Genomic DNA, 23,253 nt, shown 5'->3' on the forward strand with positions numbered 1-23,253 from the left:
CCGGACGAAGGTCACGCCGCGCGATCATCGATGTTTCACCGACCCGTCGCAGATTGAACTCAAGACAGCACCGACCCGGCCCAGGTTGAACTCAAAACGGCGCCGACCCGGCGCGGACTGAACTCGAAAAGTTCAATCTGCGCCGGGTCGGGTCAGATCCGGATTCAATCTGCGCCGGATCAGTGGCCGTGGCCGTGCCCGTGCCCGTGACCGGCCACCTCGGGCTCCTCATCCTCGGGCTTGTCGACGACCAGCACCTCGGTGGTGAGCAGCATGCCCGCGACGGAGACCGCGTTGGCCAGGGCCGAGCGGGTCACCTTGACCGGGTCGATGACGCCCTGGGCCACGAGGTCGCCGTACTCGCCGGTTGCGGCGTTGTAGCCGTTGCCGACACCGAGCTCGCGGACCTTGTTGGTGATCACGTAGCCGTTCTCGCCACCGTTCTCGGCGATCCAGCGCAGCGGCTCGTCGGCCGCCTTGCGGACGATCCGGACGCCGAACGCCTCGTCGCCGGTCAGACCGAGGTCGTCGGCGAGGACCGACACGGCGTGCACCAGCGCGGAGCCGCCGCCGGAGACGATGCCCTCCTCGATCGCGGCGCGCGTCGCGGAGACGGCGTCCTCGATCCGGTGCTTCTTCTCCTTCAGCTCCACCTCGGTGTGGGCGCCGACCTTGATCACCACGACGCCGCCGGAGAGCTTGGCCAGCCGCTCCTGGAGCTTCTCGGTGTCCCAGTCGGAGTCCGAGGCCTCGATCTCCTTCTTGATCTGCTCGACGCGACCGGCGACCTCGGTGGCGTCACCGGCGCCGTCGATGATCGTGGTGTTGTCCTTGGTGATCACGATCCGGCGGGCCTGGCCGAGCACGTCGAGACCCACCTGGTCGAGCTTGAGGCCGACCTCCGGCGAGATGACCTGACCACCGGTGAGGACCGCGATGTCCTGCAGCATCGCCTTGCGGCGGTCGCCGAAGGCCGGGGCCTTGACGGCGACGGCGTTGAAGGTGCCGCGGATCTTGTTGACCACCAGCGTGGAGAGCGCCTCGCCCTCGACGTCCTCGGCGAGGATGAAGAGCGGCTTGCCGGCGGCGATGACCTTCTCCAGCAGCGGCAGCAGGTCGGCGATCGCGCCGATCTTGCCCTGGTGGATGAGAACGTACGGGTCGTCGAGGACCGCCTCCTGGCGCTCCGCGTCGGTCACGAAGTACGCCGAGATGTAGCCCTTGTCGAACTGCATGCCCTCGGTGAACTCGAGCTCGGTCGACGGGGTGTTGGACTCCTCGACGGTGATGACCCCGTCCTTGCCGACCTTGCCGAACGCCTCGGCGAGCAGCTCGCCGATGTGGGCGTCGCGCGAGGAGACGGTCGCGACCGAGGCGATGTCCTTCTCGTCGTCGACCTCGCGGGCGGCGGCCTTGAGGGCGTCGGCCACGGCACCGGCCGCGGCGTCCATGCCCCGCTTGAGGCCCATCGGGTTGGCGCCGGCGGCCACCGCACGCAGACCCTCGTGCACCAGCGCCTGGGCCAGCACGGTCGCGGTCGTCGTACCGTCACCGGCGACGTCGTTGGTCTTGGTCGCGACCTCCTTGGTGAGCTGGGCACCGAGGTTCTCGAACGGGTCGTCCAGCTCGACCTCACGGGCGACGGTCACACCGTCGTTGGTGATGGTCGGGGCGCCCCACTTCTTGTCGAGCACGACATAGCGGCCCTTGGGGCCGAGGGTCACCTTGACGGTGTTGGCGAGGGCGTCGACGCCGCGCTCGAGGGCGCGGCGGGCGTTCTCGTCGAACTCCAGGATCTTGGGCACTGATTACTCCTTGGGTGTGGGAAGCCGAACGCCCGGGACGCCGCTCGCACCGGATGGCGGTGCGGGACGTCCCGGGCGGCGTGAAGCTCGGATCAGGCCAGGACCGCGAGGACGTCGCGGGCCGAGAGGATGAGGTACTCCTGGCCGGAGTACTTGACCTCGGTGCCGCCGTACTTGCTGTAGATGACCTTGTCGCCCACCGCCACGTCGAGCGGGACGCGGTTGCCGTTGTCATCGATGCGACCCGGGCCGATGGCCAGGACCTCGCCCTCCTGGGGCTTCTCCTTCGCGGTGTCGGGAATGACCAGCCCGGAGGCGGTGGTCTGCTCGGCCTCGAGGGGCTTGACGACGATCCGGTCCTCGAGCGGCTTGATGTTGACCGACACGATGTCGACCTCCACTTTCTAAGACGTCTGTGTGTCCTGCAGGGCATCCTGCAGCTGTCCTGCTCTGGCACACTCGCGGCGAGAGTGCCAATGACGAAACTAGCACTCTCCGCAAGGGAGTGCCAGAGCACAGCCACAGGAAGACACGAACACGACCAAAGTCGGTTGACCTGACGTCGGGTCAGACCACTAGCGTTCTCGACATGTTTGCTGCGCTCGGCCGCTTCGTGACCCGTTTCCGTTGGTATGTGATCGGCGCCTGGGTGCTGCTCGCCGTGATCGTGGGCGCCACGGCACCCGCCCTGGAGTCGACCCAGGACAACTCGGAGTTCCTGCCCGACCACTACGAGTCGATCCAGGCCCTCCAACTGCAGGAGGACAAGTTCTCCGACGCCTTCTCCCCCGGCGCCATCCTCGTCATCGAACGCGAGGACGGCGGCACGCTGACCGCCGACGACCAGGCCGCCGTCGCGGGCCTCGCGCAGGAGCTCGCCCCGACCCTGGGCAAGAAGACCTTCCAGCAGGTGGTCGTCGCCCAGAACGAGGTCGGCGAGCCCAACCTGTCCGAGGACGGCACGGTGATGTTCGCGGTCATCCCGCTCGCGGACGGCGCCACCGGCTACGACGCGGCGGCGTTCGACGACGCCGAGAAGCTCCGTGACGAGCTCGGCGAGCTGACCGAGGGCTCCGACCTCGAGGTCCGCGCGACCGGAGCCGTGCCGCAGGGCCTCGACTCGCAGGAGTCCGGCGAGGACACGCTGCTCATCGTCGCCATCGCCACGGTCGTGCTGATCGTCGGCCTGCTCGCCCTCATCTTCCGCAGCGTGCTGATCTGCCTCCTGCCGATCGTGGTCGTCGGTCTCGTGTCGTCGATCGCCACCGGCGCCATCGCCTGGGCCAACGACATCTTCGGGCTCAAGGCCGACGCCTCGGTGCAGCAGATCCTCGTCGTCGTCCTCTACGGCGTCGGCACCGACTACATCCTGTTCTTCCTGTTCCGGCATCGTGAGCGGATGCGCCAGGGCGCCGCGGTCAAGGACTCGGTCGTCTACAGCCTCGACCGGGCCGGTGAGGCGATCGCCTCGGCGGGCGGCGCCGTGATCGTGGCCTTCATGGCGCTGATCCTCAGCTCGCTCAGCATCTTCCGGGCGATCGGGCCCGCCCTCGCGATCGCCGTGTTCGTCACGCTGCTGGCCGCGCTCACCCTGGTGCCCGCGGTCGTCTCGTTGCTCGGCAAGGCGCTCTTCTGGCCGTCGAAGTCGTGGCAGAAGGAGCCGAAGCACGGCACCTTCGTCAAGCTGGGCAACACGGTCGGCCGTCGTCCCGGTCTGACCGCCCTGGTGTCGGGCGGCGCCATGACGATCCTCGCGATCTTCGCCCTCAGCTTCAACCCCTCCTTCGACTTCAACTCCAGCCTGCCGGAGGGCGTCGAGTCGACGGAGGCGATGAAGACCTTCCAGGAGCACTTCTCCGCGGGCGCCGCGGAGCCGGTGCCGGTCCTCGTCGACGCCGAGGGCGCCGACGTGACACCGACCCAGCTCGAGGAGTTCAAGGCGGCGCTCGGCGACGCCAAGGGCGTCGACCAGGTGACCGGCCCGCTCCCGTCCTCGGACGGGACGGCCTACCAGTACTACCTCACCCTGGCCGACGACCCCGTCTCCGACGCCGCCCAGGACAACGTCGACGGTCCGATCCGGGATGCGGCCCACGCGGCCGCGCCCGAGGGCACAGAGGCGTACGTCGGAGGCACGCCGGGCATCTTCGCCGACATGTCGGCGGCGATGGCCCGCGACTACAAGGTCGTCTTCCCGGTCGCCGCGGCCGTCATCCTGCTGATCCTGGCGCTCCTGCTGCGCAGCCTGGTGGCGCCGTGGTTCCTCATGGCCGCCGTGGGGCTCGGCTTCGCAGCGACCCTGGGCCTGACGGTGATCGCCTTCCAGTTCATCGGCGGCGAGTCGGGGCTGATCTTCATGCTGCCGATCTACATCTACCTGTTCGTCACCGCACTCGGCACCGACTACAACATCTTGATGATCGCGCGCCTGCGCGAGGAGGCACGGGAGGGCCGCGACCCGCACAGCGCCGCGGCTCAGGCCGTCACCCACGCCGGGCCCACCATCGCCGCGGCGGGCGTGATCCTCGCCGGGACGTTCGCGTCGCTGATGCTCGGCGGCAACACGCTGATCGTGTCCATGGGCTTCGCGCTGGCCGTCGGCATCCTGATCGTCTCGTTCGTGATGTCGATGTTCTTCACGCCGGCGCTGACCTCGCTGCTGGGCCACGCCGCCTGGTGGCCGGGCCACGGCGACGAGAAGCGCGACGAGGAGCCGGAGAAGGAGCTCAGCCCCACGGCCTGACAAGATCGGGGTTGTGGACCTCGACGACTTCCAGTGGCTGCTGACCGACGAGGGGCAGACACTGCTCGCCGAGGCCACGGCCCTGGTCGCCGAGGGCGCCGCTCCGCTCGCCGCCGGCTCCGCGCTCCGTCGTACGACGACACCGGAGCGGGCGGCGACGGCGCTCACCCAGGTCGAGCTGCGCGGACGCGCGGTCGCGAAGTTCGGTGACCTCGCGCCGCGGATGTACTTCACGCCCGCCGCGCTGGAGCAGGCGACCAGGATCCGGGTCGCCCGGCACCGCGCGGGCCGGGCCGCGGCGTTCGGGGCACAGACCCTGGTCGACCTCGGCTGTGGCATCGGCGGCGACCTGGTCGCGACCGCCGAGGCGGGCATCGTGTGCGCCGGCGTCGACCTCGACCCGGTCCGGGTGGCGGTCGCGCGGGCGAACCTGGCCGCGCTGGGCCTGCCCGGCGCCGTCCAGGTCGCCGACGCCACGACGGTCGACCACAGCGGCTTCGACCTGGCCTTCGCCGACCCCGCCCGGCGCTCGGGGGCCGGTCGCAGCTCCCGGGTCGAGGACTGGACCCCGCCGTGGTCGTGGGTCGAGGGCCTGCTCGCCCGCGACGCCTGCGTGAAGGTCGCACCCGGCATCCCGCATTCGCTGGTGCCCGAGGGGGTCGAGGCCGAGTGGGTCAGCGACGACGGCGAGGTCAAGGAGGCCGCACTGTGGGCCGGTCGGACGGCCACGGTCGCCCGCCGCGCGACAGTGATCGGCGTCGGCGGCCTGGCCACGATCACCGACGAGGACGACCCCGGCGTCGGGGCGGTCGGGGTGCGGGAGGTCGGGGGCTACCTCTACGAGCCCGACGGCGCCGTGATCCGCGCCGGACTGGTGACCGCCGTGGCCGCAGGGGTCGGCGGCGGACTGGTCGACGCGAAGATCGCCTATGTCACCGCGGACCGGCCGTTCCGCACGCCCTTCGCCCGCGGCTACCGCGTCCTCGAGCCGCTCCCCTACCGGGAGAAGCAGCTCAAGGCCGCGCTGCGCGAGCGCGGTGTCGGTCGGCTGACCATCAAGAAGCGTGGTGTCGACGTCTCCCCGGAGACGCTGCGCAAGCGGCTGTCGCTCCAGGGCGACGCCGAGGCGACCGTCGTGCTGACCCGGGTGGCCGGCGAGGGCACGGCCCTCCTGGTGGAGCCGATGTGAACCTCGTGGGCGGCCCTACTCCGGCAGCTCCATGGTGCGACCGCCGCGTGCCAGCACCGCCCGCTCGCTGCGGATGACCGTCTTGTGCAGGTCCGCGTTGTCGCCGCGCCGCACCCCGGCGGGCAGGACGTGGCGCGAGCTCCGCGCGAAGGCGGTGGCCCCGCGCCAGGCGAGTGCGTGGGCCGGGGTCCAGGCCAGGTCGTAGAGACGGCGTACCTCCGGGGGCAGCATCCCGACCACGAGCAGGTTGGTCACCGTGACCCCCGGCCGGGCGACGAGCGGGACCGGCATGTCGTGGGCGATGGCGCGCCCGACCGCGCGGGCCTCGGCGGTCAGGTGCATCCGCCCGGAGGCGTACCAGTCCGCCATCCAGCGCTCGAAGTCCGCAGCCGTCGCCGGCGCCACCGACCGGGGCATGCCGAAGAGCTCGCCGAACCGGACCCAGTCGGCCCACAGGTCCTCCTTCTCCGCGGCGCTCAGCGGGCGTACGAGCGTCTCGAACGCGACCCGGGAGGAGTCCGCGAGCATGGCCATCGTCCAGAGCATGAGCTCGGGGTCGAAGGCGTCGTACGGCGTGCCGCGGGGGAAGTCGCCCTCGTCGCGGTCCAGGGCGCCCCGGACCCGGGTGTGCAGGTCGTGCACCGCGGCCAGGAGCCGGTCGGCCTCGGCGCGCGGCGCGAAGAAGATGGTCTCGAAGGCGAGCGCGGTGCGGGCCAGCCGCTCGAAGGGACGCTCCTTGGCGAGCGTCGACTGCGAGGTCCCGACGTAGGGCACCGGGTGCGTGGCGCCGACGATCAGCGCGCGCTGGCCGTAGGTCTGCCCGACCGCGCGGTGCGACTGCACGAAGCGCAGCATCGACCCTTCGGGGAAGTACCCGTCGCCGCTGCGCGTCTCGTCCATCGCCTCAGCCTGCCAGGACCTCGGTGACCGGGAGGCTGGAATCGGCAGGAAGGTCGAGCCGCGACGGGGCCCGTCCCCGCTCCACCATCGTCGCGCCGAGGGCCGCGACCATCGCCCCGTTGTCGGTGCACAGGCCCGGGCGTGGCACCCGGACCCGGATCCCGAGCTTGCCGGCGCGCTCCTCCGCGAGTGCGCGCAGGCGGGAGTTGGCGGCCACGCCGCCGCCGATCATCAGGTCCTCGATGCCCTCGGCGCCGGCCGCGTCGAGCGCCTTGCGGACCAGGACGTCGCAGACCGCCTCCTGGAACGACGCGGCGACGTCGGCCACCGGCACCGGCTCGCCGGAGCGCTCCCGGGCCTCCACCCAGCGGGCGACGGCGGTCTTGAGACCGGAGAAGGAGAAGTCGAAGCGGTGTCGCTCCAGGTCGCGGCGGCTGGACAGCCCGCGGGGGAAGTCGATCGCGATCTGGTCGCCCTCGCGGGCCACCCGGTCGATGTGGGGACCTCCGGGGAACGGCAGTCCGAGCAGGCGCGCGACCTTGTCGAACGCCTCACCCGCCGCGTCGTCGATGGTCGCCCCCATCGGGGCCACGCCGTCGTCGTACCCGGTGATGTCGGTGACCTTGAGCAGGCTGGAGTGGCCGCCGGAGACGAGCAGCGCCAGGCACGGCTCGGGCAGCGGCCCGTGCTCGAGCTGGTCGACCGCGACGTGGGCGGCGAGGTGGTTGACGCCGTAGATCGGCTTGCCGAGCGAGAGCGCGAGCGCCTTGGCCGAGGCGACGCCGACGAGCAGGGCTCCGGCGAGGCCGGGGCCGTGGGTCACCGCGATCGCGTCGACGCCGGCCAGCGTCACGCCGGCGGTGTCGCAGGCCCGCTGGATGGTCGGGACCATCGCCTCGAGGTGGGCCCGGCTCGCGACCTCGGGTACGACGCCCCCGAAGCGGGCATGCTCCTCGACGCTGCTCGCGACGGCGTCGGCGAGCAGCGTGTGGCCGCGGACGATGCCGACACCGGTCTCGTCACACGAGGTTTCGATGCCGAGCACCAGGGGTTCGTCGCGGGTCACGGGACCATTGTGACGGGTGTCGCCAGCACCAGGGCGGTCGTGCCGTCGCGGTAGTAGCGCGCCCGCCTCCCGAGCTCGCCGAACCCGTGCCGCTCGTAGAACCGCCGGGCGGGCAGGTTGTCCTCGCGCACCTCCAGCAGCAGCCGGGTGGCGCCGCCTTCGCCGGCGACGGCGTGGACGCCGCGCAGCACTGCCGTGGCGACGCCGGCCCGCCGCAGCGGCTCCGGGACCGCGATCCGCTGCAGTTCCGCGTCCACGTCGACCACGCTGACCACGGCATAGCCGGCGAACGCCCCGTCCTGCTCGGCGACGACGACGGCGATCGTGGGCAACAGGCCCGAGACGCCCTCCCCGATCAGGTTCGCCGACCACGGGTCGAGCGGGAAGGCGTCCGCCTCGAGGGCGACGATCGCGGCGACGTCGCCCGTGGTCGCGGTCCGGACGGTGGTGCGGCCGCTCGGGGAGAGTCGGCTCACCGGGCGCGCGCGACCGCGTCGGGGCGGCGCAGGTAGAGGGGCTCGGGCGGCAGCACCGCGACCCGGCCCTCCGCGACGGCGCGCGCCAGCCAGGCGGCGGCCGGCCGCTCGGGGCCGCGGGCGTCGGGGAACGCGTCGGGGTACAGGCGCGCACCCTCGCCGACCACCGGGCCGTCGGTGGCGAGCGCGGCCGGCTTGTCGACGACCGGCTCGTCGAGGCGCACCCCCCGGGCGTCGTACGACGCGCGGTAGACCTCCTTGCGCCGGGCGTCGGTGGCGACGACGAAGTCGCCGGTCACCGTGCCCTCGGCGACCGCCTCCAGCGCGAGGGCGTCGAGCGAGCACACGCCGTGGACGGGTACGTCGAGCACGTGGGCCAGCGTGCGGGCCGTGACCAGTCCGACCCGGAGCCCGGTGAACGGGCCGGGACCGACGCCGACGGCGACGGCGGTCAGGTCGGCCGGGCGGGCGCCGGCCTCGGCGAGCACCTGCTCGATCAGCGGCGCCAGCTGCTCGCCGTGCCGCATGCCCTCGGCCGAGGTCGCCGCGGCGACGACGCCCGCCCCGGCGTGGAGCGCGACGGTGACCGTCGGCGAGGCGGTGTCGAAGGCGAGCAGCACGCCCCGAGGCTACCGTCGCACCCGCTACTTCCAGACCTTGACGTAGTCGACCTCGAGCGTCGTCGACGGCACCACGCCGCCGAGGAAGGTGTTCACGCCGCTGCCGCTGAGCAACTGCGAGAAGCTCATGATGAAGCGCTTGCGGAAGCTCGCGGCGCCGGCGGTGTTGGTCAGGCAGGTCCGGCCGTCGACCGAGATCGTGAGCCGCTCGGCGGTCCACTCCAGCGCGTAGGTGTGCCACTGTCCGCGCGGAGCCAGGCAGTTCCAGGCCGTGTTGAGGCCGGGGACCGGGCCGCCGTTGTCGTTCCAGGTGTAGTGCAGGAAGGGGATGGCGAGATGCGGGTAGGCCGCGTAGTTCTCGACGATGTCGATCTCGCCGGAGGCGGGCCAGGTCGTGTCCGAGCTGTAGCGCGTGTCGGGCCACAGCCAGAACGCCTCCTGCGGACCGGCGAAGGACACCGCCTGCGACTTCATCCGGGCCTCGAACCGGCCGTACTGCTGGCTCCACTTCCAGAACGTGTTGACCGATCCGGTGACATAGGAGGCGCGGGTGCCGTCCTTGCGCAGCGGGCACTGGTCGGCGCGGGCGACGGGTCGTGCGGTGAGCCGCAGCGAGCCACCGCTCACCGCCACGGTCTGCGGGGTGTCGACCATGCAGGCCGCGCCGGTGCTCGTGCCGTCCATGACGTGCCAGTACCGCTCATCGAGGGCGGTGCCGTCGAACTGGTCGACCAAGGAGCACTGGTAGGTCCCTCCGCCCGGCCGGTCGAGTACCGTGCCGCAGGCATCGGTCGGCTTCGGCTTCGGCTTCGCGGTGGCGGCGGCCTCCACGGTGGGGACCGGCGCCACCGCGCGCGCCCGGCTGGTGCGGCCGTCCGACACGACGCGGTACTGACGGGTCCGGACGGGCGAGCCGAGCGTGATCCGGAAGGTGCCCCGGCGCGACGCGCGGTCCTGGGCGACGGCCTTCCAGCCGGCCCGGGCGCGCACCTGGAGCCGGACGCTCGCCCGCGGCCTGGCCTTGCCGGTGAAGACCAGGCTGGTGTCCCCCTGCCGCGGCTTGTCGAGCGCCGGCGCCTTGCGGCCGCCGACCGTGGCGGCGGTGGCGGCCGGCGCGGCCAGCCCCCATGCCACCAGGCATATCACCAGTACCGCCATCGCCCGTGCGCTCTTCATCGCCATCGTCCCCCAGTCGAGTGGTCTCGAGGAAGACGCTATGGAAGGGCGCCCCTCGTGCGGCACCACCGTCAAGCCGGGTTAACTGGCCCCAAACGACGGGTGGTCCCAGGACCTTCGTCCCGGGACCACGCTGGCCGATCGGTCACCCGCCGGCCATCACCCATATCGGTGATCGTCGCTCAGCTCGCTGTGCTCACTGCCACACCTTCACGTAGTCGACCTCGAGCGTCGAGGGCAGCACCGACGAGCTCGTGATCTTGTTGACGCCCGTGTCGCTGACCAGCTGCGAGAAGGCCATGATGAAGCGCTTGCGGAAGCTCGCCGCGCCGTCGGTGTTGATCAGGCACGTCTTGCCGTCGACCTTGATGATCAGCTTGTACGCCGTCCACTCCAGGGCGTAGGTGTGCCACTGCCCGCGGGTCGCGGCGCAGTTCCAGGCGGTGTTGAGGCCGTGCCGGGCCCCGCCGTTGTCGTTCCACGAGTAGTGCAGGAACGGGATCGCCAGGTCCGGGTAGGCCGCGTAGGTCTCGACGATGTCGATCTCGCCGGAGGCGGGCCAGAAGGCGTCGCTGCTGTAGCGGACGTCGGGCCACAGCCAGAACGCCTCGTGGGCCCCCGGCCCCCGGGCGACGTCGGACTTCATCCGGGCCTCGAACCGGCCGTACTGCTGGCTCCACTTCCAGAACGTGTTGACCGCCCCGGTCGCGTACGGCGCCCGGCTGCCGTCGGCGCGCGACGGGCACGCGGCCGCGCCGCCGGACGGCCGCGCGGTGAGCCGGAGCACTCCCGACCCCACCGACACGGTCTGCGGGTTGTCGAGGTTGCAGGCCAGGCTGCCGCTGGGCCCGTCCATGACGTGCCAGTACCGGCTGTCGAGCGCCGTGCCGTCGAACTGGTCGACGAAGGTGCACTTGTAGAACCCGATCAGGTTCGGCCGGCGGACCCGCGGCCCGCAGGCGTCCCCCGACGTGACGGCGGCCGCGACCGCCCCGGCCGCGGCGACGGGAGCGGCCGCCCTGGTCTCCGGCATCGCCTGCACCTGGAGGCCGAGCACCAGCAGCACCGCGCCCGCCAGTGACAGCACACGTTTGAACCCCATGAACCCCATGTCCCTCAGACCCCCCTGCGCCTCGTCCACATCGACCTTCGCGTGTGGCTAACCCGGACCCTAGGGGAAAGACACCATCGACTGGAACCGGTTCCAGTCACGATTGAGATACCGCGGGCGGGCCGTCGAGACCGTCGGCACGACGGTGGCAGCCGAGGCTCGGCGGCGCTAGAACCTGAGGTCCGCGTCGAGCCAGCGGGCGCCGACGGCGTCGATCTCGACGAGACGGGGGTCGGCCTCGGGGTCGTCGGCAGTCGGGTCCGTCTGCCCCGCGCGCCGCGTGATCCGGACATCGAGCCGGGCGTCCGCCAGTCCCTCGGCGAGCCCCGTCCCCCACTCGACGACGGTCACGGCCTGGTCGAGATCGGTGTCGAGATCGAGGTCGTCGAGCTCGGCCCGGCCGCCGAGCCGGTAGGCGTCGACGTGGACCAGCTCGGGCCCCTCACCCAGCGACGGATGCACCCGGGAGATGACGAAGGTCGGCGACGTGATCGGGCCGCGCACGCCGAGCCCCTCCCCGAGGCCCTGCGTGAACGTGGTCTTCCCGGCGCCGAGCTCGCCGCTGAGGACGAGCACGTCGCCGCGCGCCAGCGATCCGGCGACACGCCGGCCGAGGTCGCGCATCGCCGCGGCGCTCGCGACGTCGACGAGGACGGGGGCGGGCCGCGCCATCTCGACGTACGGCGCGCGCCGGGCCGTCTCGACGAAGCCCATGTCGCGCCAGAACCCGGCGGTGCGGGGCAGCTCCTCACGGGCCAGGATCACGACCCGGCGCGCCCCGCCGAGGCCCGCCTCCACCAGCCCGGACCGGACCAGGTCGCGGGCCAGGCCACGGCCGCGTGCGGCCGGGTCGATGCCGAAGCGGCGCAGGTAGACGGTGTCGGCCGGGTCGCCGACCGGATCGAGGACCACGGCGCCCACCGGACGGCCGTCGTCGAGCACGACGAGACCGCCGCCCGGCGCCAGCATGGCGGCGATCGACTCCTCGGTCTCGGCCAGGGCGTCGGCGGGCGGGTCGAGGGGCGGTCGGTCGGCGAAGGCGGCCTTGACGACGGCCAGCACGTCCGCGGCGGCCTCGGGACCGACGCGCCGGGTCTCGAGGCTCATCGGGCGGCTGCCCTCGCGGACGCGGCGGTGATCAGCTGGTCGAGCTCGGCGTTGACCAGCTCGTGACGCTCCATCAGCACCATGTGACCGGCTCCCTCGCACTCGAGGAGGCGGGATCCGGGGATCCGCGACTGCAGCTTGCGGGAGTGGCCGATCGAGGTCAGCCGGTCGGCGGTGCCGCAGATGACCGACGTCGGCACCCGGCCGAGGACCTCCACGAAGTCGAACTTGTCGAGGCCGGCGAAGTGCGGGAAGAAGTCGGCGAGCACCTCGAAGGGCGTCGCCGCCAGCATCTGGTCGACGAACTCGACGTACCCGCGGGGCACGTCGCCGCCGAACGCGAACCGGTCGGTGGCGACGGTGGCCACCGAGCCGCCCGCCCGGCGCACCGAGTCGACCGCGCGGTGGCCGAGGTGCAGCGTGCGGACGACGCCCCGGGCGACCGGGCCGGCGAGGCGGGCGGGCACCATCGGAAGCAGGATCCGGGTCGGGTCGAGGCCGCCGGCGGTCGTGGAGATCAGCCCGATCCCGACGACCCGAGAGCCGATCAGCTCGGGGTACTGCTCGGCGAAAGCGACGATCGACATCCCGCCCATCGAGTGGCCGACGAGCACCACGGGACCGTCGGGCGCGACCGCCTCGATCACCCGGTGCAGGTCGCGGCCGAGCTGCTCGATGGTGGAGTGGGCGCGGTCGGAGTCGCCGGAGCGACCGTGGGAGCGCTGGTCGTAGTAGACCGCGCGGACCAGGCCGCGGTACGCCGCTCGCTGGAAGTGCCAGCAGTCGAGGTTCAGGCAGAAACCGTGGACGAAGACGACGGTGACGGCCGACCCGGCCTCGTCGACCTCGACGTGCAGCGGCAGGCCGTCGTCGGCCACCACGGTCACCGGCGCGGAGCGCAGCGTGCCGAAGGGGATCTCCTCGCCCGCGCGGCGGCTGATCGCCCGCTGCTGGCGGCGGATCCCGGCGGCCGCCGTACCGGCTGCGGCGACGCCGAGCGCACCCGCGATCGACCCGACGATCCGGCCCCGGCGGCTCACGCGCCGTCCTGCTCGTCGAGCTCGTGGAGGTAGGTGCGCGTCATCCGGCCGCCGATCCGGGTCACGATCTCGTAGTTGATGGTGCCCGCCGCCTCCGCCCAGTCCTGGGCGGTCGGGCCGCCGGCTCCCGGCGGGCCGAGGACGACCACGTCGCTGCCGACCTCTGGCCGGTCGCCGCCGAGGTCGACGACGAACTGGTCCATGCAGATCGTGCCGCGGACCGGCCGGAGCTTGCCACCGACGCCGACGGTGGCCTGGTGAGCGGCGCCCGGGGACGAGGCATGCCGGGGGATGCCCTCGCCGTAGCCCACGGGGACCAGGCCCACGGTCGTGGCCTGCTCGGCGACCCAGCGGTGGCCGTAGGAGACGGCGTCGCCGGGCGCGAGATCCTTGACCAGGGTCAGTGGCGCGTGGACGGTCATCGCCGGCATCAGTCCGATGTCGGTCGCCTGGCCGGGCGCGGGGTCGAGACCGTAGAGCGCGATGCCGCAGCGGACCGCGTCGAAACGGGCGCTGGGGCGCAGGAGCGCGGTCGCGGAGTTGGCGAAGTGCCGCAGCTCGGGCCGCAGGCCGTGCGCGTGGGCGAGCGCGAGGGCCTCGCGGAAGGCCTGCTCCTGACGGTCGTTGGCGGGGTGCTCCGGCTCGTCGGCGCAGGCGGGGTGGGTCCAGATCCCCGTGATCCGCCAGGTGCCCGCCGCCTCGCCCTCGGCGGCGCGGGCGAACAGCGCCGCCCACTCACCGCGGCCGGCGCCGGCGCGGGACATGCCGGTGTCGAGCTTGAGCTGGACCCGCGCCGGGTGCGTGCGACCGCCGAAGGCCGCGGCCATGACGTCGAGCTGCCCGACGCTGTGGGCGCTGACGTCGATACCGCCGGCGGCCGCCGCGGCGTAGTCGGCCTCGGGCCCGCCGATCCAACACAGCAGCGGTCCCTCGATCCCGCCGGCCCGGAGCGCGAGCGCCTCCTCGACGGTGGCCGTGCCGATCCAGTCCGCCCCTCCCTGCCGCGCGGCCCGCGCGCTCGCGAGCGCGCCGTGGCCGTAGCCGTCGGCCTTGACGACCGCGACCACCGGGACGCCGGCGGTCGCGCGCAGCAGCCGCGCGTTGGCCCGGATGGCCGCCAGGTCGACGACGATCCGGCCGGGGCCGAGAGGCGGGCGGGACATGCTCGTGGCCATGGTCCCATCGTCCCATCAGGGGGTGGTGAGGCGTGCGAGCAGGGCCGGAAGAGCTGCCGCGACGTCGCCGGCGACGATCGGTCCGCGCCGGGCCGCGAGGGTGGCGGCGGCGCCGTGCAGCCAGGATCCGACCGACGCCGCGTCGTACGGCGTGAGGCCGGTGGCGAGCAGCGCGCCGATGAGGCCGCCGAGGACGTCGCCCGCGCCGGCGGTGGCCAGCCAGGGGGTGCCCGTCGTGGTGACGCGGGCCGCGCCGTCGGGCCGGGCGACGACAGTGCGGCGCCCCTTGAGGAGCACCACTGCGTCGTAGGTGCGGGCGGCGCGGCGGGCGTGCTCCAGGCAGTCGGCCTCGATCTCGGCGCGGTCCACGTCGAGCATCCGCGCCAGCTCGCCGGCGTGGGGCGTGAGGACCGCCGGGCGTCCGCGGGCCAGGCCGGCGAAGGCCAGGGCGTCCGCGTCGATGACCAGCGGGACCCCGTCGGCGACCGAGCGGCGCACGGCGTCCTCGGCGCCCGCGTCGCTCCCGGAGCCGACGACCCATGCCTGGACGCGGCCGGGGCCGACCACCTCGGGGTGCGCCGCCCGGACCAGGTCGAGAGCGGCCGGGTCGCCGTCGTAGCGGACCATGCCGGCCAGTCCGCAGGCCGCGCCGGCCACGCTGAGCAGCGCGGCGCCGGGGTAGGTCGCCGAGCCGGCGCGGACGCCCACCACGCCGCGGGTGTACTTGTGGGCGTCGGCCGCCGGGCGCGGGAGCAGCGCGGCGACGTCGGCGGCCTGGAGGGCCTCGACCGGTGCCGCGGGGAGGTCGAGGCCGATGTCGACGAGGTGCACGGCGCCGCACGCCTGGGCCGCGGGGTCGACGAGGTGGCAGGTCTTGTGGGTGCCGAAGGTGACCGTGAGGTCGGCGGTGACGTGCGGCCCCTCGACCCGTCCGGTGTCGACGTCGACGCCCGACGGGGTGTCGACCGCCACCACGGGGATCCCCGCCACCAGCTCGAGCGCCCTCGTCGCCTCGGGGCGCAGGCCGGGGCGCCCGCCGATGCCGACGATCCCGTCCACCACCACGTCGAAGGCGGCCCGACCCGGCGTGCCGACCCGGCCGCCCGCGGCCCGGAGCGCGGCGAGGCCGCCCTCGTGGGCGGTGGCGGACAGCAGCCACGCCTCGACCTGCGCGCCGCGGCGGGCGAGCAGCGCGCCGGCGTACAGCGCGTCACCGCCGTTGTCGCCCGATCCGACGAGCAGCAGCACCCGGCGTCCGTACGCCGAGCCGAGGAGGTCGAGGACGGCGTACCCCAGCCCCGCCGCGGCGCGCTGCATCAACGCGCCCTCGGGCAGCCGCGCGAGGAGGTCGGCCTCGGCGGCGCGGACCTGCTCGACGGTGTGGGCCCGCAGCATCAGGACTCCAGCACGACCACGGCGGAGGCGATGCCGCCGTCGTGGGTCAGTGACAGGTGCACCGACGTCACCCCGAGCGCGTCCGCCTCGGCGAGCACCGTCCCGCGCAGCACGAACCGCGGACGGCCGGAGTCCTCGGAGACCACCTCGGCGTCGTGCCAGGACATCCCGCGAGGGGCGCCCAGCGCCTTGGCGAGCGCCTCCTTGGCGGCGAATCTGGCCGCCATCGACCGGATGTGCAGGTCGCGCTCGGCCTCGGTGAACAGCTTGGTCACCAGCGCCGGGGTGCGCCGGCAGGACTCCTCGAAGCGGGCGATCTCGCACACGTCGATGCCGACGCCGATCACGGGCACCGCGTCACTCCACCGTGACGGACTTGGCGAGGTTGCGCGGCTGGTCGACGTCGTGGCCCAGCACCGTGGCCAGCTCGCACGCGAACAGCTGGAGCGGGACGATCGCGACGAGCGGCTGGAGCAGGACGGGCACCTTCGGCAGCCGCAGCAGCACGTCGGCGTACGGCTCGATCGCGGTGTCGCCGTCCTCGGCCAGGCAGATGGTGCGGGCGCCGCGGGCACGGACCTCCTGGATGCCGCTGAGCATCTTGCCGTGCAGCTGGTCCCGGCCCTGAGGGGGCACGACGCACAGGACCGGGAGGCCGTCCTCCACGAGCGCGATCGGGCCGTGCTTGAGCTCGCCGGCGGCGAAGCCCTCGGCGTGGAGGTAGGCCAGCTCCTTGAGCTTGAGCGCGCCCTCCAGGGCGACCGGGTAGCCGGCGTGGCGGCCGAGGAAGAGCACCGACCGGGTCGAGGCGTGGTCGGCGGCCAAGGCGTAGACCTGCTCGGCGCCGGCGAGGACGGTGTCGATGTGGTCGGGCATCGCCTCGAGGTGGCGCATGATCTCGTCGATCTCGTCGCCGAAGCGGGTGCCCTTGACCTGCGCGATGTAGAGCGCGAGCAGGTAGCAGGCGACCAGCTGGGTCAGGAAGCCCTTGGTGGAGGCGACGCCGATCTCGGGGCCGGCGTGGGTGTAGATCACCGCGTCGGACTCGCGCGGGATGGAGGAGCCGTTGGTGTTGCAGATCGCGAGCACCTTCGCGCGCTGAGCGCGCGCGTGCCGGATCGCCTGGAGCGTGTCGGCGGTCTCGCCCGACTGACTGATCGCGACGATCAGCGTGGTCGCGTCGATGATCGGGTCGCGGTAGCGGAACTCGGAGGCGAGCTCGACCTCGACCGGGGTGCGCGTCCAGTGCTCGATGGCGTACTTCGCGACCATGCCGGCGTAGAACGACGTCCCGCACGCGATGATGATGATCTTGTCGACGTCGCGCAGCTCCTCGTCGGCCAGGCGCATCTCGTCGAGCTGCAGCTGCCCCGACGGCGTACGACGCCCGATCAGCGAGTCGGCCACCGCCCGCGGCTGCTCGAAGATCTCCTTGCGCATGAACCAGTCGTGGCCGTCCTTCTCCGCCGACGACAGGTCCCAGTCGACGTGGAAGCGCCGCGCCTCGACCGGACGGCCCCGGAAGTCGGTGACCTCGACCGTGTCGCGGGTCATCACGACGATCTGGTCCTGGCCCAGCTCGAGCGCCTCACGGGTGTGCTCGATGAAGGCGGCGACGTCGGAGCCGAGGAAGTTCTCGCCCTCCCCCAGCCCGACGACGAGCGGTGAGTTGCGGCGGGCGGCGACGACCTTGCCCGGCTCCTCGGCATCGATCGCGACCAGGGTGAACGCACCGTCGAGCTGCTGGCACACCCGCTGCATCGCGGTGGTCAGGTCGACGCCGGACTGCACCTGCAGCTCGACGAGGTGGGCGACGATCTCGGTGTCGGTGTCGGACAGCAGCTCGTGGTCGTCGGCCTCCACCCGCGCCCGCAGGTCGAGGAAGTTCTCGATGATGCCGTTGTGCACCAGCGCGATGCGGCCGGAGGCACCGGTGTGGGGGTGGGCGTTGCTGTCGTTGGGCGGGCCGTGGGTCGCCCAGCGGGTGTGCCCGATGCCGATCTCCGCGGTCGGGATCGGCGACTCGCCCAGCACCTTCTCGAGGTTGGCGAGCTTGCCGGCCCGCTTCTCCACGGTCAGCGCGCCGTCGTGGACGACCGCGATGCCCGCGGAGTCGTAGCCGCGGTACTCCAGCCGTCGCAGACCGTCGATGACGGCGTCCTCGGCCGACCGTGGCCCGACGTACCCGACGATCCCGCACATGATCCGCCAGTCTAGGCGCCGTCGCCCGGAGCCATGTCGTCCGGATCGGGGACGCGCCGCGAGCACCCCCGGGACCGGCTGGAACAATCGGCGCCATGACGACGGGCACCCCGGCGGACACCCACCTCGGCGAGGACTCGTCGCGGGAGGCATCGCCGTACGTCGAGCTGGACCGCGCGACCTGGGCCAACCTGGCCCACGAGTGGCAGCAGCAGGGCAGCCCGCTGACCAGCGACGAGGTGTTCCGCCTGCGCGGCATCGGCGACTCCCTCGACCTCGACGAGATCCGCGACGTCTACCTGCCGCTGTCCCGGCTGCTGTCGCTGCGGGTCAACGCCGCGACCCGGCTGCACCACGAGCAGGAGCAGTTCCTGCACCGCCGCACTCCCCCGCGCACGCCCTTCGTGATCGGCCTCGCCGGCTCGGTGGCGGTCGGGAAGTCGACCGCCGCCCGCGTGCTCCAGCAGATGCTGGCCCGCTGGCCCGAGCACCCCAACGTCGCGCTGGTGACGACCGACGGCTTCCTCTACCCCAACGCCGAGCTCGAGGAGCGCGGCCTCCTCGACCGCAAGGGCTTCCCCGAGTCCTACGACCGCCGCGCGCTGCTGAAGTTCGTCATCGACATCAAGTCCGGCATCGACGAGGTCGAGGCCCCGGTCTACTCCCACCTCGTCTACGACGTCGTCCCCGACGAGAAGGTCGTCGTCAAGCGGCCCGACATCGTGATCGTCGAGGGTCTCAACGTCCTCCAGCCCGCGCGGGTGCGCGAGGACGGCCGCACCGGCCTGGGCCTGTCGGACTTCTTCGACTTCTCCATCTTCGTCGACGCCAACACCAACCACATCCGGGAGTGGTACGTCGACCGCTTCCTCCGGCTGCGCGAGACCGCCTTCCGCGATCCCAACTCCTACTTCGCGAAGTACGCCGCCCTCAGCCACGACTCCGCGGTCGACGAGGCGCGCCGGATCTGGGACGCCATCAACGGCCCCAACCTCACCCAGAACGTGCTGCCCACCCGTTCGCGCGCCACCCTGGTGCTGCGTAAGGCCGCCAACCACGCGGTGAAGTACGTCCGGCTCCGCAAGATCTGAGGGGCCCGCGGGCGCCTCGACGCTTGTAACTAAGGGTTACAGCACGAATTCGGGTGCCATAGCGCCCGGGTAGTAGCAACAGCACCCGGGTAGTCGCGCGTCGTGAGCTCTGGGTGCTCCTCCACCGCTCATGAGCGCTGAACCGCTGGCCGCGCTCATCTACCTCGGTGTTGTGACATCTACCTGGGCGCTGTTGCACCTGTTTTCGTGCTGTAACCCTTAGTTACAAGTGCTCGCGCGCTCTCACCCCACGTCGCGGCGCAGCGTCGTCAGCCGCCCGATCACGGCGAACACCGCCGCGTACCCGACCAGGACCAGCACCGCCGCCCACCGCGGCAGCAGGTCGACGGTCCCGGCGCTGCCGAGGAAGGACGCGCCGATGAGCGAGTCGGCCGCGCCGCCGGGCAGGTACGAGGCCACCCCGGCGAGGGCGTCGACCTGGCTGAGGACGACCCGGGCGATGGGCTCGACGAACTGGGTGAACGCGAGGATGACGACGATGGCGGCGACCTGGTTGGACAGGATGCTGCCGAAGGCGACGCCGATGACCGCCCACAGCGCGACGACCACCACGCCGAGCGCCAAGCCGGCGAGCACGTCGCCGTCGCCGAGGTAGGAGCCGTCGCCCCGGATCGCCAGCAGTGGCGCACCCCCGGCGACGGTCGCCGCGACGCCGACGACGCCCGCGGCCAGCCCGATGGGCACCACGGACAGCAGCTTGGCCAGCAGGAACCGGGTGCGGTCCGGCTCCACCAGCAGGCTCTGCGTGATCGTCTTGTGCCGGAACTCCGTGGTCATGGCGAGGCTGCCGATCACCAGCGGGAAGACGTAACCCACCCCGTTGACCAGCGAGTACGTCGCCCGGGCGGCGTCCTCCCCGACCAGGGGCGCCTCGGAGCCCTCCGGCACGAAGACGAAGGTCGCCGAGACGGCCGCCGACACGAAGCCCAGGTAGGCGACCATGACGAGGAGCAGCAGCCACCACATCCGGGTGCTGACGAGCTTGCGGTACTCCGCGAGCAGCGCGGCCCTCATCGGGCGGCCTCCGGATCGGTGCCGGTAGGTCGGGTGAGCTCGAAGAAGAGCGCCTCCAGGTCGACGTCGCGGCGGACCAGCTCGTGCAGCTCGATCCCGGCGGCGTGCGCCGCGGCGCCCACCTCGGCCGCGGTCGCGCCGTCGACGACCAGCCCGTCGCCGTCCCGGGCCGCGGCCCAGCCACGGTCCGTCGCGAGCGCGGTCACGGCGTCGGGCCGGGGCGCGACGACGTACGCCGCCGGCGTGGCCCGGGTGCGCAGCTCGGCCAGCGAGGAGGCGTGCCGCAGCCGGCCCTGCGCGATGATGACGACCTCGTCGACGCTGGCCTCGACCTCGCGGAGCAGGTGGCTGGAGACCAGCACGGTGCGCCCCTCGTCGGCGAACTGCCGCAGCAGGCGCCGGATCCAGACGATGCCCTCCGGGTCGAGGCCGTTGGTCGGCTCGTCGAGGACGATCACCGGCGGGTCCGCGAGCAGGGCGGTCGCCAGGCCCAGCCGCTGCCGCATGCCGAGCGAGTAGCGCCCCACCCGCTGCCCCGCCGCGTGCTCCAGCCCGACCGCCTCCAGCACCTGCCGGCACCGGCTCCGGGACACGCCGACCTGGGGCGCGAACACCTCGAGGTGCGCGAGCCCGGTGCGGCCCGGGTGGAAGCTCGACGCCTCCAGCGCGGCACCCACGACACGGCCGGGCTGCTGGTGCGCGGCGTACTCCCGCTCCCCCACCAGCGCGCGTCCCGCGCTGGGACGGGTCAGCCCCAGCAGCATCCGCAGCGTCGTGGTCTTGCCGGCCCCGTTGGGCCCGAGGAACCCGGTGACCGCACCGGGGCGGACGGTGAACGTCAGGTCGTCGACCGCCCGGACCCCACCGAACTGCTTGGTGAGCCCGTCGATCGTCAGCGAGGGGGCTGTCATGTCTCTCACCCTTTCAGAGAAGATGGCTGGCACGTCGCGCCGGTCAGTCGGCCGCGGCCCAGGCCTGCTTGAGCGTCACGCGGCCCTGCGTCTGCAGCAGGGCCCGGCGGTAGATCCGCTCGGCGAGGACGACGGTCGCCGCCATCGCCGCGAGGAGGATCGCGATCGCGGCGACCGGCTCGCCCACGGCGGCGTCGCCGTTGAGGACCCGGATCGGCATCAGCACGATCGAGAACGGCGGCACGTACGACGCGACGGTCTGGACGGTCCCTTCGAAGAGGAAGGCGCCGAAGAACACGCCCATCATCACGAAGGTGAGCGGGGCCGCGGTCGTCTGCAGGTCCTCGGCACGGCTCGCGAGCGCGCCGGCCACCGCCCACCAGCAGGCGACGAAGAGGAAGCCGACGAGGAAGAAGACGGCGAACCACCCGATGCCCGCGGAGATGCCGGACAGGAACGAGGAGTACTCCGTGAAGGAGATGCCGACCAGCCCGACGGCGACGATGAGTGCCGTCTGCCCCAGCGCCAGCAGGGTGTTGCCCGCGATCTTGCCGATCAACAGCTGCCGCACCGGGATCTTGGTGGTGATGATCTCGACGATCCGGTTCGCCTTCTCCTCCACCACGCTGCCCGACAGCGTGTAGCCGAAGCCGAGCGCGGCGAAGTAGAAGAGGAAGGCCAGCAGGAACCCCATCCCCTGCGCGAAGTCCTGGCGCTCCGCGTCGCCCTCGAGCAGGACGGTGTCCACCGCGCCGCCCTGCCGGAGCTCTGCGGGCGACGTGCCGGCGCGCTCGGCGTTCGCCGTCAGCGCGGCGTCGCCGATGATGCTCTCCGCGGCGGCGGTCAGGTCGCCCGGCACCTCCTTGCGGCCGACGAGGGTCCAGCCGTCGTCGGTGGCTCGCAGCAGGACGTCGGCGTCCTCGTCCTCCAGCGCGGCGACACCGGCGGCGTCGGAGGCGACCTCCACCAGCTCGACCTCCAGGCCGTCGTCGACCTCGGGGACCTCACGCTCGAGCAGCTGGGCGGTGGCCGCGTCCGCGGCGGTCGCGGCGACCGTGACGCGCTCGGTGCGGTCCTCGGACCAGATCGTCCAGCCGATGAAGCCGACGACGAGCACCAGGGTGATCAGGGTGCCGATGAGGAAGGACTTGTCGGTGAGCCGGGTGACGACCTCGCGGCGGGCCACGAGCAGCCAGGGCCGCTCGGCCGCACGGGTCTCGGTCTGGTCGTTCATGCGGTGACCTCCCGATAGATCTCGGACAGCGGGGTGCGGACCGTGGCGAGCTCGCGGACCTCGCCACGGTCGAGGCCGGCGGTCAGGATCGCCCGACGGACGGCGTCCGCGGCGCGCTCGTCCTGATCGGCCAGCTCGACCAGGGCCTCGGCGCCGTCGACGTCGAGGACGTGAACGCCGGCGATGTCGCGGATCCACCCGGCGTCGCGGTCGGTGACGACCCGAAGCCGCTCGGGTCCGCGGGCGCGCAACTCCTCGACCCCGCCCTGGGCGACGACCTCGCCGGCGCGGAGCACGACGAGCCGGTCGCAGAGTCGCTCGACGAGGTCGAGCTGGTGGCTGGAGAACAGGACCGGTACGCCGCGGCCGGTCTCCTCACGCAGCAGGTCGACCATCGAGTCGACCGCGGTGGGGTCGAGGCCGGAGAAGGGCTCGTCGAGGATCAGCGCCTGCGGCTGGTTGAGCAGCGCGGCGATGATCTGGACACGCTGCTGGTTGCCGAGGCTGAGCTTCTCGACGCGGTCGCCGCTGCGGTCGGCGAGGCCGAACCGCTCGAGGCTCTCCGTGGCCGACGCGCGGGCCCGCGCCGCCGGCAGCCCCGAGAGCTCGCCGAGATAGACGAGCTGGTCGAGGATCCTCTGCTTCGGGTAGAGGCCGCGTTCCTCGGGCATGTACCCGAAGCGGCGGCGGTCGGCTGCCGCGATCGGGCGCCCCTGCCAGAGCACCTCGCCCGCGGAGAGCCCGAGCAGCCCCATGATCATCCGCATCGTCGTGGTCTTGCCGGCGCCGTTGCCCCCGACGAAGCCGGTCAGCATCCCGGCCGGCACGTCGAACGACACGTCGTCGACCACGGTCCGCTCACCGAACCTGCGCGTCAGACCCCTCGTCTCGATCATGACGTCCACGCTAGGGACGCCGGCGCCTGCTGTGATCCGCCGCGAGGAGGGGATCCACCTCCGCCGTACGACGGAGACCGG

General features: G+C 72.6%; 21 protein-coding genes. 3 read left to right on the forward strand and 18 right to left on the reverse strand.

What is annotated here, in order from left to right:
- Positions 1-179: 179 nt before the first annotated feature.
- Both groL and groES read right to left on the reverse strand, forming a co-directional pair.
- Entirely contained in the window at positions 180-1,805 is a 1,626-nt protein-coding gene (gene groL / locus RB608_RS03465; protein WP_308086409.1) for a chaperonin GroEL, read from the reverse strand.
- A 92-nt stretch (positions 1,806-1,897) separates the two neighbouring features.
- On the reverse strand, positions 1,898-2,191 hold the full coding sequence (gene groES, locus RB608_RS03470) for a co-chaperone GroES (RefSeq protein WP_056710771.1): 294 nt from the start codon (positions 2,189-2,191) through the stop codon (positions 1,898-1,900).
- 203 nt (positions 2,192-2,394) lie between these two features.
- On the opposite strand from groES, the gene RB608_RS03475 reads away from it, so the two are divergent.
- Both RB608_RS03475 and RB608_RS03480 read left to right on the forward strand, forming a co-directional pair.
- On the forward strand, positions 2,395-4,548 hold the full coding sequence (locus tag RB608_RS03475) for an MMPL family transporter (protein ID WP_308086410.1): 2,154 nt from the start codon (positions 2,395-2,397) through the stop codon (positions 4,546-4,548).
- A 13-nt stretch (positions 4,549-4,561) separates the two neighbouring features.
- Entirely contained in the window at positions 4,562-5,737 is a 1,176-nt protein-coding gene (locus tag RB608_RS03480) for a class I SAM-dependent methyltransferase (RefSeq protein ID WP_308086411.1), read from the forward strand.
- 15 nt (positions 5,738-5,752) lie between these two features.
- Here the strand turns inward: RB608_RS03480 and RB608_RS03485 are convergent, their stop codons facing one another.
- The 12 genes from RB608_RS03485 to glmS all read right to left on the reverse strand — a co-directional run bounded on the left by RB608_RS03485 (position 5,753) and on the right by glmS (position 18,005).
- On the reverse strand, positions 5,753-6,637 hold the full coding sequence (locus RB608_RS03485) for an oxygenase MpaB family protein (RefSeq protein ID WP_308086412.1): 885 nt from the start codon (positions 6,635-6,637) through the stop codon (positions 5,753-5,755).
- Positions 6,638-6,641: 4 nt separating this feature from the next.
- Positions 6,642-7,703 carry a tRNA (adenosine(37)-N6)-threonylcarbamoyltransferase complex transferase subunit TsaD gene (gene tsaD, locus RB608_RS03490; protein ID WP_308086413.1) on the reverse strand — a complete coding sequence of 354 codons (1,062 nt, stop codon included), beginning with the start codon at positions 7,701-7,703 and terminating at the stop codon, positions 6,642-6,644.
- Entirely contained in the window at positions 7,700-8,179 is a 480-nt protein-coding gene (locus tag RB608_RS03495) for a GNAT family N-acetyltransferase (RefSeq protein ID WP_308086414.1), read from the reverse strand. The genes tsaD and RB608_RS03495 overlap by 4 nt, the downstream gene beginning before the upstream one ends.
- Positions 8,176-8,799, reverse strand: a complete 624-nt coding sequence (gene tsaB, locus RB608_RS03500) for a tRNA (adenosine(37)-N6)-threonylcarbamoyltransferase complex dimerization subunit type 1 TsaB (protein ID WP_308086415.1) — start codon at positions 8,797-8,799, stop codon at positions 8,176-8,178. The genes RB608_RS03495 and tsaB overlap by 4 nt, the downstream gene beginning before the upstream one ends.
- Positions 8,800-8,823: 24 nt before the next feature.
- On the reverse strand, positions 8,824-9,975 hold the full coding sequence (locus RB608_RS03505) for a glycoside hydrolase family 16 protein (RefSeq protein WP_308086416.1): 1,152 nt from the start codon (positions 9,973-9,975) through the stop codon (positions 8,824-8,826).
- 196 nt (positions 9,976-10,171) lie between these two features.
- Positions 10,172-11,077, reverse strand: coding sequence for a glycoside hydrolase family 16 protein (locus RB608_RS03510; protein WP_308086417.1), 906 nt, complete (start codon positions 11,075-11,077; stop codon positions 10,172-10,174).
- 177 nt (positions 11,078-11,254) lie between these two features.
- Positions 11,255-12,193, reverse strand: a complete 939-nt coding sequence (gene tsaE, locus RB608_RS03515) for a tRNA (adenosine(37)-N6)-threonylcarbamoyltransferase complex ATPase subunit type 1 TsaE (RefSeq protein ID WP_308086418.1) — start codon at positions 12,191-12,193, stop codon at positions 11,255-11,257.
- Positions 12,190-13,233 (reverse strand): alpha/beta hydrolase, encoded by a 1,044-nt coding sequence (locus tag RB608_RS03520; protein ID WP_308086419.1) that lies wholly within the window; start codon positions 13,231-13,233, stop codon positions 12,190-12,192. Before RB608_RS03520 ends, tsaE begins: the two co-directional genes overlap by 4 nt.
- Positions 13,230-14,408, reverse strand: a complete 1,179-nt coding sequence (gene alr / locus RB608_RS03525) for an alanine racemase (RefSeq protein ID WP_308086420.1) — start codon at positions 14,406-14,408, stop codon at positions 13,230-13,232. The genes RB608_RS03520 and alr overlap by 4 nt, the downstream gene beginning before the upstream one ends.
- 15 nt (positions 14,409-14,423) lie before the next feature.
- The gene (locus tag RB608_RS03530; RefSeq protein ID WP_308086421.1) at positions 14,424-15,803 is read right to left on the reverse strand and encodes an NAD(P)H-hydrate dehydratase; all 1,380 of its coding nucleotides are present in this window, start codon (positions 15,801-15,803) and stop codon (positions 14,424-14,426) included.
- Complete coding sequence (locus RB608_RS03535; protein ID WP_308086422.1) at positions 15,803-16,156, reverse strand: holo-ACP synthase; 354 nt, start codon at positions 16,154-16,156, stop codon at positions 15,803-15,805. Before RB608_RS03535 ends, RB608_RS03530 begins: the two co-directional genes overlap by 1 nt.
- Before the next feature lie 4 nt (positions 16,157-16,160).
- Positions 16,161-18,005, reverse strand: coding sequence for a glutamine--fructose-6-phosphate transaminase (isomerizing) (glmS, locus tag RB608_RS03540; RefSeq protein WP_308086423.1), 1,845 nt, complete (start codon positions 18,003-18,005; stop codon positions 16,161-16,163).
- Between the two features lie 95 nt (positions 18,006-18,100).
- On the opposite strand from glmS, the gene coaA reads away from it, so the two are divergent.
- Complete coding sequence (gene coaA, locus RB608_RS03545) at positions 18,101-19,096, forward strand: type I pantothenate kinase (protein WP_308086424.1); 996 nt, start codon at positions 18,101-18,103, stop codon at positions 19,094-19,096.
- Positions 19,097-19,339: 243 nt separating this feature from the next.
- Here the strand turns inward: coaA and RB608_RS03550 are convergent, their stop codons facing one another.
- From RB608_RS03550 to RB608_RS03565, 4 genes are read right to left on the reverse strand one after another with little or no spacing between them, the layout of a single operon-like run.
- A complete protein-coding gene (locus RB608_RS03550; RefSeq protein WP_308086425.1) occupies positions 19,340-20,131 on the reverse strand; it encodes an ABC transporter permease in 792 nt (263 codons plus the stop codon).
- Positions 20,128-21,042 carry an ATP-binding cassette domain-containing protein gene (locus RB608_RS03555; protein ID WP_308086426.1) on the reverse strand — a complete coding sequence of 305 codons (915 nt, stop codon included), beginning with the start codon at positions 21,040-21,042 and terminating at the stop codon, positions 20,128-20,130. The genes RB608_RS03550 and RB608_RS03555 overlap by 4 nt, the downstream gene beginning before the upstream one ends.
- A 43-nt stretch (positions 21,043-21,085) precedes the next feature.
- The gene (locus RB608_RS03560) at positions 21,086-22,276 is read right to left on the reverse strand and encodes an ABC transporter permease (RefSeq protein ID WP_308086427.1); all 1,191 of its coding nucleotides are present in this window, start codon (positions 22,274-22,276) and stop codon (positions 21,086-21,088) included.
- Positions 22,273-23,172, reverse strand: coding sequence for an ATP-binding cassette domain-containing protein (locus RB608_RS03565; protein ID WP_308086428.1), 900 nt, complete (start codon positions 23,170-23,172; stop codon positions 22,273-22,275). The genes RB608_RS03560 and RB608_RS03565 overlap by 4 nt, the downstream gene beginning before the upstream one ends.
- Positions 23,173-23,253 lie beyond the last annotated feature (81 nt).

This window comes from Nocardioides sp. LHD-245 (assembly GCF_030929495.1).
Taxonomy (GTDB): Bacteria; Actinomycetota; Actinomycetes; order Propionibacteriales; family Nocardioidaceae; genus Nocardioides.

Excerpts from the sequence above, each read along its gene's own strand:
- glmS (WP_308086423.1), bottom strand. The coding sequence starts at position 18,005 with ATGTGCGGGATCGTCGGGTACGTCGGGCCACGGTCGGCCGAGGACGCC.
- RB608_RS03555 (WP_308086426.1), bottom strand. The coding sequence starts at position 21,042 with ATGACAGCCCCCTCGCTGACGATCGACGGGCTCACCAAGCAGTTCGGT.
- RB608_RS03475 (WP_308086410.1), top strand. The coding sequence starts at position 2,395 with ATGTTTGCTGCGCTCGGCCGCTTCGTGACCCGTTTCCGTTGGTATGTG.
- RB608_RS03505 (WP_308086416.1), bottom strand. The coding sequence starts at position 9,975 with ATGAAGAGCGCACGGGCGATGGCGGTACTGGTGATATGCCTGGTGGCA.
- RB608_RS03560 (WP_308086427.1), bottom strand. The coding sequence starts at position 22,276 with ATGAACGACCAGACCGAGACCCGTGCGGCCGAGCGGCCCTGGCTGCTC.
- RB608_RS03530 (WP_308086421.1), bottom strand. The coding sequence starts at position 15,803 with ATGCTGCGGGCCCACACCGTCGAGCAGGTCCGCGCCGCCGAGGCCGAC.
- alr (WP_308086420.1), bottom strand. The coding sequence starts at position 14,408 with ATGGCCACGAGCATGTCCCGCCCGCCTCTCGGCCCCGGCCGGATCGTC.
- tsaE (WP_308086418.1), bottom strand. The coding sequence starts at position 12,193 with ATGAGCCTCGAGACCCGGCGCGTCGGTCCCGAGGCCGCCGCGGACGTG.
- RB608_RS03485 (WP_308086412.1), bottom strand. The coding sequence starts at position 6,637 with ATGGACGAGACGCGCAGCGGCGACGGGTACTTCCCCGAAGGGTCGATG.
- RB608_RS03565 (WP_308086428.1), bottom strand. The coding sequence starts at position 23,172 with ATGATCGAGACGAGGGGTCTGACGCGCAGGTTCGGTGAGCGGACCGTG.
- RB608_RS03550 (WP_308086425.1), bottom strand. The coding sequence starts at position 20,131 with ATGAGGGCCGCGCTGCTCGCGGAGTACCGCAAGCTCGTCAGCACCCGG.
- coaA (WP_308086424.1), top strand. The coding sequence starts at position 18,101 with ATGACGACGGGCACCCCGGCGGACACCCACCTCGGCGAGGACTCGTCG.
- RB608_RS03510 (WP_308086417.1), bottom strand. The coding sequence starts at position 11,077 with ATGGGGTTCAAACGTGTGCTGTCACTGGCGGGCGCGGTGCTGCTGGTG.